The sequence below is a fragment of the Micromonospora marina genome (assembly GCF_900091565.1).
Classification (GTDB): domain Bacteria; phylum Actinomycetota; class Actinomycetes; order Mycobacteriales; family Micromonosporaceae; genus Micromonospora; species Micromonospora marina.
The window spans coordinates 34,536-47,478 of record NZ_FMCV01000001.1; the positions used below are offsets into that span (position 1 = coordinate 34,536).

12 protein-coding genes and 1 tRNA gene are annotated in these 12,943 nt (G+C 71.5%); 6 read left to right on the plus strand and 7 right to left on the minus strand.

What is annotated here, in order from left to right; all coding sequences use genetic code 11:
• Positions 1-57: 57 nt before the first annotated feature.
• The 4 genes from thrC to argS all read right to left on the minus strand — a co-directional run bounded on the left by thrC (position 58) and on the right by argS (position 5,657).
• Positions 58-1,107: a threonine synthase gene (thrC, locus tag GA0070215_RS00145; RefSeq protein ID WP_026267751.1), complete on the minus strand. Its 1,050-nt coding sequence runs from the start codon at positions 1,105-1,107 to the stop codon at positions 58-60.
• Between the two features lie 111 nt (positions 1,108-1,218).
• A complete protein-coding gene (locus tag GA0070215_RS00150) occupies positions 1,219-2,523 on the minus strand; it encodes a homoserine dehydrogenase (protein ID WP_026267750.1) in 1,305 nt (434 codons plus the stop codon).
• Positions 2,520-3,929: a diaminopimelate decarboxylase gene (lysA, locus tag GA0070215_RS00155; RefSeq protein WP_018784845.1), complete on the minus strand. Its 1,410-nt coding sequence runs from the start codon at positions 3,927-3,929 to the stop codon at positions 2,520-2,522. The genes GA0070215_RS00150 and lysA overlap by 4 nt, the downstream gene beginning before the upstream one ends.
• Positions 3,930-3,989: 60 nt before the next feature.
• On the minus strand, positions 3,990-5,657 hold the full coding sequence (gene argS / locus GA0070215_RS00160; protein WP_018784844.1) for an arginine--tRNA ligase: 1,668 nt from the start codon (positions 5,655-5,657) through the stop codon (positions 3,990-3,992).
• 100 nt (positions 5,658-5,757) lie between these two features.
• Between argS and GA0070215_RS00165 the strand changes: the two genes are divergently transcribed.
• The 4 genes from GA0070215_RS00165 (at position 5,758) to GA0070215_RS00180 (ending at position 8,481) form a co-directional block, all read left to right on the plus strand.
• Entirely contained in the window at positions 5,758-6,594 is an 837-nt protein-coding gene (locus tag GA0070215_RS00165; protein WP_091040782.1) for a DUF3105 domain-containing protein, read from the plus strand.
• Between the two features lie 10 nt (positions 6,595-6,604).
• Positions 6,605-7,279, plus strand: coding sequence for a DUF305 domain-containing protein (locus GA0070215_RS00170; RefSeq protein WP_018784842.1), 675 nt, complete (start codon positions 6,605-6,607; stop codon positions 7,277-7,279).
• A gap of 358 nt (positions 7,280-7,637) precedes the next feature.
• Positions 7,638-8,333 carry a winged helix-turn-helix domain-containing protein gene (locus tag GA0070215_RS00175; protein ID WP_026267749.1) on the plus strand — a complete coding sequence of 232 codons (696 nt, stop codon included), beginning with the start codon at positions 7,638-7,640 and terminating at the stop codon, positions 8,331-8,333.
• Between the two features lie 76 nt (positions 8,334-8,409).
• Positions 8,410-8,481 (plus strand) — tRNA-Arg (locus GA0070215_RS00180).
• 229 nt (positions 8,482-8,710) lie between these two features.
• Here GA0070215_RS00180 and GA0070215_RS00185 read toward each other — a convergent pair.
• From GA0070215_RS00185 to ligD, 3 genes are all read right to left on the minus strand, one after another.
• A complete protein-coding gene (locus GA0070215_RS00185) occupies positions 8,711-9,610 on the minus strand; it encodes an RNA polymerase sigma-70 factor (protein WP_091040785.1) in 900 nt (299 codons plus the stop codon).
• 26 nt (positions 9,611-9,636) lie between these two features.
• Positions 9,637-10,833, minus strand: a complete 1,197-nt coding sequence (locus GA0070215_RS00190; protein ID WP_091040788.1) for an NAD(P)/FAD-dependent oxidoreductase — start codon at positions 10,831-10,833, stop codon at positions 9,637-9,639.
• 137 nt (positions 10,834-10,970) lie between these two features.
• Entirely contained in the window at positions 10,971-11,930 is a 960-nt protein-coding gene (gene ligD, locus GA0070215_RS00195; protein ID WP_091040790.1) for a non-homologous end-joining DNA ligase, read from the minus strand.
• A gap of 72 nt (positions 11,931-12,002) precedes the next feature.
• On the opposite strand from ligD, the gene GA0070215_RS00200 reads away from it, so the two are divergent.
• A complete protein-coding gene (locus GA0070215_RS00200; protein WP_091040793.1) occupies positions 12,003-12,236 on the plus strand; it encodes a winged helix-turn-helix transcriptional regulator in 234 nt (77 codons plus the stop codon).
• Between the two features lie 142 nt (positions 12,237-12,378).
• The gene (locus tag GA0070215_RS00205) at positions 12,379-12,924 is read left to right on the plus strand and encodes a TetR/AcrR family transcriptional regulator (protein ID WP_091041300.1); all 546 of its coding nucleotides are present in this window, start codon (positions 12,379-12,381) and stop codon (positions 12,922-12,924) included.
• The last annotated feature ends 19 nt before the right edge of the window (positions 12,925-12,943 follow it).

Sequence of the window (12,943 nt, forward strand, 5' to 3'; positions counted from 1 at the left end):
GCTGCATCACTCCCACCCGCACCCCGCCACCTCCCCGAACTGGAGTCGGTAAGAGGTTCAGACGAGGTCGAGAGAGCGGGCGGCGGCCAGCGCGTCGTTGGCGATGGTCACCGGCGCCGGGGCGGTGGAGATGGCCCACTCCGGGTCCTTCAGGCCGTGCCCGGTGACCGTGCACACCACCCGCGATCCGGCCGGCACCCGGCCCGCCGCTGCCTGCTGGAGCAGACCGGCGACGCTCGCCGCGCTGCCCAGCTCGACGAAGACGCCCACCTCGCGGGCCAGCAGCCGGTACGCCGACAGGATCTCCCGGTCGCTGACCGCCGAGATCAGCCCGTCGGAGGCGTCCCGCGCATCGATGGCCTTCGTCCAGCTCGCCGGGTTGCCGATCCGGATGGCGGTGGCGATCGTCGACGGCTCCGGCACCACCTGACCGGTGACGATCGGAGCCGCGCCGGCCGCCTGGAAGCCGTACATCCGGGGTGCCTTCGTGGCGTTGCCGTCACGCCGGTCCTCGGAGTAGCCCATCCAGTACGCGGTGATGTTGCCGGCGTTGCCGACCGGCAGGCAGTGGATGTCGGGCGCGTCGCCGAGCGCCTCGACGATCTCGAACGCGGCGGTCTTCTGGCCGTGCAGCCGGTCGATGTTGACGGAGTTGACAAGCGCGACCGGGTAGTCCTGGGCGAGCTTGCCGGCGAGCCCGAGACAGTCGTCGAAGTTGCCCTGCACCTGGAGCAGCTTCGCGCCGTGCACGAGCGCCTGGGCCAGCTTGCCCAACGCGATCTTGCCCTGCGGCACCAGCACCGCGCAGGTGATCCCGGCCCGGGCCGCGTACGCGGCGGCGGAGGCGCTGGTGTTGCCGGTGGAGGCGCAGATGATCGCCTTGTCACCCGCCTCGACGGCCTTCGAGACCGCGACCGTCATGCCGCGGTCCTTGAACGAGCCGGTCGGGTTGGCGCCCTCGACCTTCAGCCACACGTCCGCGCCGACCCGGGCGGAGAGCACCGGCGCCGGCAGCAGCGGCGTGTCGCCCTCGTGCAGCGTGACGACGGGAGTCGCCCCGGTGACCGGCAGCCGATCCCGGTACGCCTCGATCAGTCCGCGCCACATCTCGTGCTCCTCGCCTCGTCGCCCCGATCCGGGGCCTGCCACCAGCGTGGACCAGCCGGCCCGGCCGGCCACCGGCACACCCTGCTCTAACCATCAGGCGGGACGCGTCGGTTACGCGCCACCCTCCACCCGCAGCACGCTCGTCACCGAGCGGACGATGTCGAGCCCGCGCAGCTCACCGACTGTCGCCGCGAGCGCCGCGTCGGGCGCGACGTGGGTGACGATGACCAGTTCGGCGTCCCCGCCGGCCGGTCCCTGCCGCACGGTGGCGATGGAGACCTCGTGCCGGGCGAAGACGCCCGCCACCCCGGCCAGCACGCCCGGCCGGTCGGCCACGTCGAGGCTGATGTGGTAGCGGGTGAGCGCCTCGCCCATCGGCCGTACCGGCAGGTCCGCGTACGCCGACTCGCTCGCCGCGTGCACCCCGGCGAGGCGGTTGCGGGCCACCGCCACCACGTCGCCGAGCACCGCGCTGGCGGTGGGCGCACCACCGGCGCCCCGGCCGTAGAACATGAGCTGCCCGGCGGCGTCGGCCTCGACGAAGACCGCGTTGAACGCGTCGCCGACGCTCGCGAGCGGGTGCGTCAACGGGATCATCGCCGGGTGCACCCGGACGTTGACTGTCTCCCGGCCCGCCGCGTCCGCGCCCCGGGCCGCGATGCAGAGCAGCTTGATCGTGCAGCCCATGGCCTTGGCGCTGGCCACGTCGGCGGCGGTCACCTCGGTGATGCCCTCGCGGTGCACGTCGGCGGCGGTCACCCGGGTGTGGAACGCCAGCGAGGCGAGGATGGCGGCCTTGGCGGCGGCGTCGAAGCCCTCCACGTCGGCCGTCGGGTCGGCCTCGGCGTACCCCAGCTCGGTGGCCTCCTCCAGCGCCTCGGTGAACCCGGCGCCGGTGGCGTCCATCGCGGAGAGGATGAAGTTCGTGGTGCCGTTCACGATGCCGGTGACCCGGGTGATCCGGTCCCCGTGCAGCGAATCGCGCAGCGGGCGCAGCAGCGGGATCGCCCCGGCGACGCTGGCCTCGTAGTAGAGGTCGGCGCCACCCTCGGCGGCGGCGTCGTGCAGTGTCGCGCCGTCCTCGGCGAGCAGCGCCTTGTTGGCGGTGACCACGCTCTTGCCCGCGCGCAGCGCCTCGACCAGCCAGCCCCGGGCCGGCTCGATGCCGCCGACCACCTCGACCACCACGTCCACGTCGTCGCGCTTGATCAGCCCGAGCGCGTCGGTGGTGAACAGCGCCGGGTCGACCGGCAGGTCACCGCGGTCACGGCCGATCCGGCGTACGGCGATCCCGGCGATCTCCAGCGGGGCGCCGATCCGGGCGGCGAGGTCTTCCGACTGCTCGTGCAGCAGCCGGACCACGTCGCTGCCGACAGTGCCGCAGCCGAGCAACGCCAAGCGAACCGGTGAGGTCATCCCACATCCAATGCCAGCAGGTCGTCTTCGGTCTCCCGGCGGACGATCAGCCGCGCCCGACCTTCGCGGACGGCGACGACCGGGGGCCGCGGGACATGGTTGTAGTTGCTCGCCATGCTCCGGCAGTAGGCCCCGGTGCCGGGCACCGCGACAAGATCTCCGGGCTGCACGTCGGCGGGCAGGAATTCATCCTTCACCACGATGTCCCCGGACTCACAGTGCTTTCCCACCACGCGGGCGAGCATCGGCCGTGCGGCCGAGGTGCGGTTCGCCAGCGTGGCCGAGTACGAGGCGTCGTAGAGCGCGGTACGGATGTTGTCGCTCATCCCCCCGTCCACGCTGACATAAGCACGACCGTCGGCTGCGTCACCGCCAGTGCCCAGGGGCACGGACTTGACGGTCCCGACCTCGTAGAGCGTGAACACGGCCGGGCCGACGATCGCCCGGCCCGGCTCGATCGACAGGTGCGGCACCGCGAGGTTCTCCGCCGCGCACTCCCCGTCCACGATCTTGCGCAGCCGCTTCGCCAGGTCGTGCGGCGACGCCGGGTCGTCCTGCGTGGTGTACGCGATGCCGAAGCCGCCGCCCAGGTCCAGCTCGGGCAGCTGCACACCGCGGGCGTCACGGATCTGCGACTGGAGGGCGAGCACCCGGCGGGCGGACACCTCGAAGCCGCCGGCGTCGAAGATCTGCGACCCGATGTGGGAGTGCAGCCCGCGCAGCTCCAGCACGTCCTCGTCGAGGATCTTGAACGCGGCCGCCGCGGCGGCCCCGCCCGCCAGCGAGAACCCGAACTTCTGGTCCTCGTGCGCGGTCGCGATGAACTCGTGGGTGTGCGCCTCCACGCCGACGGTGACCCGGACCAGCACCTTCGGGCGTACCCCGCGCTCTCGGGCCAGCGCGGAGAGCCGGTCGATCTCGGTGAACGAGTCGACGATGATCCGGCCCACACCGGCGTCGAGCGCGCGGGTCAGCTCCGCCACCGACTTGTTGTTGCCGTGGAAGCCGATCCGCGCCGGCTCCATCCCGGCCGACAGCGCGGTGGCCAGCTCGCCGCCGGTGCAGACGTCGAGGAACAAGCCCTCCTCGGCGATCATCCGGACCACGGCGCGGCACAGGAACGCCTTGCCGGCGTAGTAGACGTCCGCGTCCGGAAAGGCCGCGCGGAACTCGCGGCAGCGCTCGCGCAGATCGCCCTCGTCCAGCACGTACGCCGGTGTGCCGTACTCCGCGGCCAGGTCGCGGACGTCCAGGCCCGCGACGGTGAGCGCGCCGCCGGGGCCGCGCGCCACGTTGCGCGGCCACAGTTGCGGCACCAGGGCGTTGACGTCGACCGGGGTACGCAGCCAGGCCGGCCCCCGCCCGCCGATCTCACCGTGCAGTGCACCTGCCTCGTGAGCCCGCATGTCTACTCGTCTCCGCTTCGCGACTGCTGGGCTCGCAAGCTCACTCCTCGCGCTCGCACGCTACATCCGCTCCGGCGCGGACACCCCGAGCAGGTGCAGGCCGTTGGCGATGACCACCCGGGTGGCGTCGTTGAGCCAGAGCCGCGCCCGGTGGGTGTCGGTGATCTTCTCGTCGCCCTGCGGGGCGATCCGGCAGTTGTCGTAGAACCGGTGGTACGCCTGCGCCACGCTCTCCTCCAGGTAGCGGGCCACCCGGTGCGGTTCGCGCAGCTCGGCGGCGGTGGCCACCACGGCCGGGAACTCCGCGAGTGCCTTGAGCAGCTCGTTCTCCTTGTCGTGCCCGAGCAGCTCCGGCTGGAACGCGGCGGCGTCACCACGGGTCAGCCCGATCTCGGCCGCGTTGCGGGCCACACCTGCGGTACGGGCCGCGACGTACTGCACGTAGTAGACCGGGTTGTCGTTCTTGGCCCGGGTCCACAGCTCCACGTCGATGTCGATGGGCGAGTCGGCCGAGTAGCGGGCCAGCGCGTACCGGGCGGCGTCCACGCCGATCGCGTCGACCAGGTCCTCCAGCGTGACCACGGTGCCGGCCCGCTTGCTCATCCGCACCGGGGCGCCGTCGCGGACCAGGTTGACCAGCTGGCCGATGAGGATCTCCAGGTTGCGCGCCGGGTCGTCGCCGAAGCACGCGGACATCGCCTTCATCCGGCCGATGTAGCCGTGGTGGTCGGCGCCCAGCATGATCACGACCCGGTCGAAGCCGCGCTCCCGCTTGTTCAGGTAGTAGGCGCAGTCGGCGGCGAAGTAGGTCCACTCCCCGTTGGACTTGCGCAGCACCCGGTCCTTGTCGTCGCCGAACTCGGTGGTGCGCAACCAGGTCGCGCCCTCGGACTCGACGACGTGCCCCTGCTCCCGCAGCCGGTCCAGCGCCGCGTCCAGCGCGCCGCCGTCGTGCAGGTCCTTCTCGTTGAAGTAGGTGTCGAACTCGACCCCGAAGTCGCGCAGCGAGGACTTGATCTCGGCGAACATCAGCTGGACGCCCTCGTTGCGGAACACCTCCTGGGCGGCGTCCTCGGGAAGGTCCAGCACGTCCGGCCGCAACCGGACCACAGCGGCGGCGATCTCCGCGATGTACGCGCCGCCGTAGCCGTCCTCCGGCGCGGGCTCGCCCGTGGCGGCGGCCAGCAGCGAGCGGGCGAACCGGTCGATCTGGGAGCCGGCGTCGTTGAAGTAGTACTCCGTACCCACGTCGGCGCCGGTGGCGCGGAGCAGGCGGCTGAGCGCGTCGCCGACGGCCGCCCAGCGGACCCCGCCGATGTGCACCGGGCCGGTCGGGTTCGCCGAGACGAACTCCAGGTTGATCCGCTGGCCGGCGAGCGTGTCGCTGCGCCCGTACGCCGGACCGGCCTCGACGATGACCTTGGCGAGCTGACCGGCGGCGGCCGCGTCCAGGCGGACGTTCAGGAAGCCGGGCCCGGCGATCTCCACCGACTTGATCCCGGGCGCCTTGGCCAGCTCGTCGGCCAGCGCTGTCGCCAGCTCCCGCGGCGGTACGCCCACCTTCTTGCTGAGCTGGAGCGCCAGCGTCGAGGCGTAGTCACCGTGATCGGGGTTACGGGGTCGCTCGACGGTGGTCTGCGCGGGCAGCGCGGCACGGTCCAGTCCCCGCTCGTCGAAGACGGCGTGGGCTGCGGCGAGGACGACCTCGGCGAGTTCTGCGGGAGTCACCGAACCATGTTATCGGGGGTAGACTCGGGCACCGCGGAGGCGACCCAGCATGTGAACCGGCCCCGCGCTCCCCCCTGACCGACCGACCTGACGAGGCACGATGAGCATCAGCACCCCGGGCGGCCCGGAGCGCCGCCCGACCGTGGTCAGCACCGGCAAGAAGCCGGCCGCCGGCCGGCCCGCGGCTGCCGACAAGCCCGCCGCGAAGGCCGGCTCGGGCAAGGCCGGGGGCGGCAAGGGCACGCCACGGCCGGGCGCCGGGGGCAAGGGCCGCAAGCCGGTCGCCCCGGTCAAGGTGAGCCAGGGCCGTTCCTGGGGCCCGATCGCCCTCTTCGTCGCGGTCGGCGTCCTGGCCGTGGGCATCATCGGCGTCGGCGCCTGGGCGGTCTACCAGGGCGGCCAGCCGTGGCAGAAGCGCGCCGAGGCGATCGACGGCATCGTCGACTACCGCGCCAAGGACAAGGACCTGGTCAAGGGCGGCAACCACCAGGCCGGCGCGATCAAGTACGACATCACCCCGCCGGTCGGCGGCCCGCACAACCAGGCGTGGCAGAACTGCATGGGTGACGTCTACGACGCACCGATCGCCAACGAGCACGCGGTGCACAGCCTGGAGCACGGCACGGTCTGGATCACCTACCGCCCGGACCTGCCCGCCGACCAGGTGGAGAAGCTCCGCAGCAAGGTGCAGGGCAAGGAGAAGATGATGCTCAGCCCCTTCGAGGGGCTGGACAAGCCGATCTCGCTCCAGGCCTGGGGCTACCAGCTCAAGGTCGACAACGCCGACGACGGCCGGATCGACGACTTCATCAAGACCCTGCGGGTGAACGCCTCCATCGAGGGCCCCAACGCCCTCTGCGACCAGGGCGTCACCGCCACCGGCACCACCCCGCGCGACAACCTGCAGAACACCATGCCCCAGCAGCCCACCCAGTGAGGACGCCGCGATGACCGCTCCGGTGACCACCGACAGCGACCTGGACGAGGCTCCGCCGGCCGACCAGGGCGGCCGGGATGCGGTGCCCCGCTACGGCTTGCTGGCGGTGGCCGCCGCCCTCGTGGTCGGGCTGGTTCTCGGGTACGCGGGTGGCCTGCTCACCCCGACGCTCACCCGCCCGGGTGAGAACTCGGCAGAGGCGGGGTTCGCCCGGGACATGACCGCCCACCACAACCAGGCCGTCGCAATGGGCCTGCTGGCGTTCGACCAGGGTCAGGATCCCGAGGTACGCCAGGTCGGCGTGGACATCGCCACCGGCCAGCAGGGTGAGATCGGCACCATGCAGACCTGGCTGCGCTCCTGGAAGCTGGACCCGACCGGCGAGCAGGCCCCGATGGCGTGGATGCCGGACGGCGCCGGCTTGGTCAAGGACGGCCTGATGCCGGGCATGGCGACGCCGGAGGAGATGGCGAAGCTGCGCGCGGCGAGCGGTCGGGAGTTCGACGTGCTCTTCCTCCAGATGATGATCCGCCACCACATCGGCGGGGTGCACATGATCGACGGCATCCTCGACGAGGGCAGCGACGACGACGTGCTGGCGGTCGCCCAGACGATGAAGAACACCCAGCAGAACGACCTGACCAACCTGAGCGCGGCGCTGAAGCGCCTGGGCGGCACCGCATAACACCCGCCGCCCCGCACCATCCCCGAGGCCCGGTCCCCTCCCAGGGGCACCGGGCCTCACCGTCCCCGCCCCCGTCGGTACTTGATCGACACCAGTTCGGGGAGGTGGCGGGGTCGGGACGGGTGGAATGCAACCACTTCGGCGAAGTGGAGTCGATCAAGATCGGGTCGGAGCGGGTGGGCCGGTCGAGGAGGGACGGCGTGGGGCGGGGTGGCCACGCCAAGCGCCGCGCGATATGGGGTAGATGTTCCGGTTTGAGCGTTTGTAACGGTTTGGGGCTAACGGGTCATTGTGGGGGTTAGAGACTTTTCTACCCACATATCGTGACCAGTTGCGATTCGGGCTCGTTGCCCAAGACGTGGGGGTTGCACTCAGAGACGCAGGGCGGTCGGTGACCAGCTGGTGCCGACGCCACACCATCGGCGGTGACGGAGCGGTGGCAGCCGTCCGTCGCGGACTGCGGCAGGGCGAGCCGGGAACGCTCAGCCGCGAACAGGAACTCGAACTCATCGACGTGCTCCGGGGGGTCCACCCCGACGAGTTCGGCCTCGACGAGGAGCTCTGGACACGGCAGAGCCTGACCGCCCTCATCGAGCGCCGGTTCGGGCTGGCGATGGACGCCGGCACCGTCGGGGCGTACCTCCGGGCCTGGGGTCTGGGGCCGCGCGAGCCGCGCGAGCGGGCCTGCGGCCTGTGCGTCGGCGCGGTCGAGCGCTGGGTACGCAGCGAGTACCCGGCGATCACGCGGGCGGCGCAGGAGCACGCCGCGGAGGTCTACTGGATCGGCCGGGTACGCCTGCGCGGCACCATGCCCGCCGCCGACGTGGTCTCGGCGGTCTCCTCGCGGGGACGGGTGCGGTTCATGGTCACCACACCGTCGGTGGACCCGCCGCTGCCCCGGGACTTCGTGCTGCGGCTCAGCGGCGCCGAGGAGCGCACCGTGCACCTGATCGTGGACGGCTCGTGGCCACGCAACGAGTGGCCCCGCCGGCTGCCCCGCCGGGTCGTGCTGCACCCGCTGCCGAGCTGCGGTCGCGCCGTCGCCGCGGCCTGACCCGACGAAGATCGACTCGCGGGGGTACCGATTCGGTGATCCGGGAGGGGGTTTGCTACTCTTCTCGGGTCGCTGAGCCCCCGTAGCTCAGGGGATAGAGCACCGCCCTCCGGAGGCGGGGGCGCAGGTTCGAATCCTGCCGGGGGCACCTCACAGAACAATCATCAAAGACCCTCGACCGGCATGGTCGAGGGTCTTTCGCGTGTGAGTACGGCTCACCTCCTGATCGTCGAGCTGTCTCGTCCGTCAACGCAGGGCCATGGCGTGGCGTTGCGGGCGAACGCGCCCAGGTCGACTGGTTGGGCCAGGCTGGCGGGCAGGCTCATGGTGTAGTCGGCGGCGTGCGGGAACGCGAGGCCCTCGTGTGGGGCACCTTGTCAACGGCCGAGGGTCAGCGGGGTCTGGGTACGCACCCGGGTCAGTTTGCAGGGGTTGCGGACGTAGTAGAGGCCGGCGATCAGCGCGTCGTCGACCCGGATCGTGAGGACACCGTCGATTTCACCATCCAGGTGGACGACGAGTGCGGGGCCGCCATTGACGACCGCCGGTCGCACCGTAATCCTGCCGGGGACCTTGCCGAGACCGCCGAGGAACATGCGGGCCACCTTGTCGGCGCCGACCACCGGCCGGAGCGTGGCATGTTTGACGCCGCCGCCGTCGCCGACCAGCACGACTCCGGGAGAGAGCACATCGAGCAGGCGTTGCGGGTCCCCGGTCTCGATCGCGTGCTGCAGTGACTGCAGGGCCGCCCGGGTCTGGGCCGCCGAAACCGGATAGCGGGGACGGCGGGCGTCGACATGCCGACGGGCCCGGTGGGCGATCTGACGGACGGCGGCCGGGCTCCTGCCGACCGCCGCGGCAATCTCGTCGTAGCCGACCGCGAATGCCTCCCGCAGCACGAAGACGGCACGTTCATTCGGCGACAGGGTCTCCAGAACGAGCATGAGGGCGATCGACATGCTCTCGGCGAGTTCGACGTCTTCGGCCACATCGGGCGTGGTCAGCAACGGCTCCGGCAGCCAGGGGCCGACATACTTCTCCCGGCGGCGTCTCATGTCGCGCATCCGATTGAGGGCTTGCCGGGTGGCGATACGGATCAGGTAGGCACGCTGGTCGCGGATCGGCGCAAGATCTACGTTGACCCATCTCAGCCAGGTCTCCTGCAGGACGTCCTCCGCGTCGGCGGCCGACCCGAGCATCTCGTAGGCGACTGTGAACAACAGATTGCGGTAGGTGAGGAAGGTTCGGGTGGCCGGATCGACGGCCTGCTCGCTCAAGACTTCTGTCCTCTCCGCCGCTCGGATCACGCCGACCGCCGGGCCGCGCCCAGCTCCCGGTTTGCATGTGCCTGCACCAGTTGCCGTCGCTTGTTGTTGGGCAGCCACCGGTGCGAGCCGGGCTTGCGGGCCTCGTTCGTGAGGTGGGCGACGGCGAACGTGTAGGTGAGTGCCTTGAGTCTCGCGCCGAGGCGGCCGCCGACGAACAGCCCGATCGCGGTGTCGTCCCGGCCGGCGAGCTGGTAGATGCCGGCCTGCGGGCCGAGGCCGACGCACATGGCGTTGAAGAAGACACTGGCCGGTTCAGGGTCGACGCCCGCCATACGCCGCAGCAGGGTGTCGGCGGCGTGCGCGCCGAGGCAACCCGCGGTGTACGCACTCATCCGATAGGGCAGGCCGGAGGGTGCCGTCGAGTCTCCGGCCGCGACGATATGTTCGTCGTCGATGCTGGTCAGTGTCTCGTCGGTGAGTAGACGCCCGATGCTGTCGGTCCGCAGACCGCTGCGCGTGGCCAGATCCGGCACGCCGAAGCCTGCTGTCCAGACGGTGATCGCACTCGGCAGGACACGATCGTCACGCAGCCGCACGGCATCACGTGTGACCTCGGTGACCTCGGTGCCCGGTCCGTCGAGAACGGTCACACCGAGCCTCGCGAGCGACCTGGCGGCCGCGCGCCGCGCGCGTGGATGCAGGTACGCGCCGAGCGCACCGCCGCAGACCAGACTCACCCGGTGGCCGCGGCCCGCGAGCTCGGCAGCGGTCTCGATGCCGGTCGGCCCCGCTCCGACAACCGTGACCGCGGCCTCCGCCGGGCTCTTGCCGAGCACTGAGCGCAGCCGCTGCGCCGCCTCAATGGTGGCCATCGGATGAGCGAATTCGGCCGCTCCGGGAACGGGTGGCTCGGCACTCGCGCTGCCCACCGCGTAAACGAGATAGTCGTAGCCGAGTTCGCCGGTCTTCGCCAGAACCACGCTGTGCTCAGCGGAGTCGATCACCGTGGCCGTGTCCTGGACCAGCTGAACACGCTCGTGCAGGACCTCCCGGTAGCCCACCACCGCCTCGTGCGAGCCGGCGACCAGATGGTGCAGGCGCAACCGGATGACGAAGTCCGGCCGTGGATTCACCACTGTGACGCTGACGTCGTCGCGCTGCATCAGCCGGTTGGCCGCCATGACACCGGCGAAACCGCCGCCGACCACTACCACCCTGGTGTACCCGCTCATGCCTGGACTCCTTCCGTTGACGGTTCGCACTCAGGACACCGGCCGGGCGCACCGTGTGACCGGAGTGACCGAGCTCACCTGCCAGACGTGGAAAGAGTCGACCCGCCGCGATGCGGCGTCGTTGATCCGCCCAGGGATCACCCGGCCTCGCGGCGGGCCCGGGCTCGCCGTTTGCCCTCGTGCATCGCCTGCACCCGGGCCACCGGGATGGTCCGCCCCTGCTCGACCAGGTCCGCCGGCAGCCGCTGCGGCGCGGGCAGCGCCTCCGCCCAGGGATCCCGGTCACCCAGCAGCGCGGGCACGGTCCGTACGGTGAAGTCGGCCGGGCTCGCGCTCTCCAGGTCGGTCCAGCCCACCGGGTACGACACGGTGGCGCCGGGCCGGATCCGAGGGCTGTAGGCGGACACCACCGTCGCCCCGTACGCCCGGGTGGAGTCGACGAAGACGCGGCCGCCGCGGTCGGCGACGATGAACGCGGTGGTAGCGGCCGCCGGATCGAGCCGTTCGGTACGGGCGGCGAGCGCCCGGGTCGCGGCGGCGGCCTCCTCCGCGGTGGTGGCCGGGTCCACCGGCACGACCACGTGCACCCCCTTGGCGCCGCTCGTCTTCACCGCGCCGGTCAGCCCGGCGTCGGCGAGCGCCTGCCGCACCAGCAGCGCGACCCGCACCACGGCGTCGAACGCGTCTCCCTCCGGGGGATCGAGGTCGAGCACCAGGTGGTTCGGGCGCTCGGCCTGCCCGGCCGGAGCGAGCGTCGGGTGGTATTCCACCGCCCGCTGGTTGGCGAACCAGAGCAGCGTCCGCCGGTCGTCGCAGAGGGCGTACGAGATCCGCCGGTGCGACGCCTCCGCCCACACCTCGGTCCGGCGGACCCAGTCGGGCGTGTACTTCGGCAGGTTCTTCTGCATGAACGGCTCCTGGCCGGGCCGCACCCGCAGCACCGACAGCGGTCGGTCCCGCAGTTCCGGCAGGATCCGGTCGCACACGGCGTCGAGGTAGTCGACCAGGTCGCGTTTGGTCGCCCCGGCGCCGTCGAACAGCGGCTGGTCGAGGTTGGTCAGCGACACTCCGGCCCGGCTGTCGTCGGCGGCACCCATCGGACCACCATCCCGGGCCGGGCCCGGCTCGGCAACCCCGACACGGTGCCCGGCACCTGGGACGATCGGTGCGTGGGTGAGGCAGAGGCGGACCGGTGCGGGTCCGGCGCGGCGGAGCGGGACGGGCTGCTGCACCGGTACGTTCATCCCACGGTGCCGCCCAAGGTGGAGTACACGGCCACGCCGATGGCCGGGGAGCTGTACGAGTCGCTGGTGGCGCTGACGAGCTGGGCGGAGCGGCATCGCGAGGCGATCAGCGCGGCCCGGGCCGAGTACGACAGCAGGCACGGCCACCCGTCAGCCTGACCCAGCCCTCGACCCGCTGCGCCCAGTCGACTTGGTGCCGAACAGTCCTGAGCTGCGGAAACGACGCATTGTGGTGAACGCCACGCGGTAGATCTGACCGATCGGTCAGACGCTGACCGATCGGTCAGGCATGCTGGACGACATGGCGCGACCGGCCCCCGCCACCCACCACGAGCTGCTGACCGCGGCCGCTCGCCGGTTCGCCGTCACCGGGTACAAGGGCACCTCGCTGCAGGACATCGCCCGCGAGGTGGGCTGCTCCAAGGCGACTGTGCTCTACCACTTCGCCAGCAAGGACGCCCTGCTCTGTGAGCTGATGGCCCCGGCCATCACCATGCTGGAGGAACTGGACGCCCGGATCGCCACGCACACCGGCGCCCAGGCCCAGCGCGTCGCCGCGGACGGCTTCGTCGATCTGGCGGTCCGCTTCCGCCGGGAGATCGCACTGCTGCGGGGAGAGTTCCCCGACCTGCTCCAGCAGCCCGCGTTCGCCCACATCCAGGAGATCTCCGAACATCTCATCGCCGCCTTCTCCGGCTTCTCCGACCGTCCGGAGGCACGCGTCGCGGCGCTCGTCGTGCTCGCCGGCATCGCCGAGACCTGCGGCGAGTTCCTGGACATCCCCGACGACCAGCTGCGCACCGCGCTGCGCGCGGTGGCGTACCGCGCGCTCGAAGTATCCACCTGATCCGTTCCTGCGAGGACAA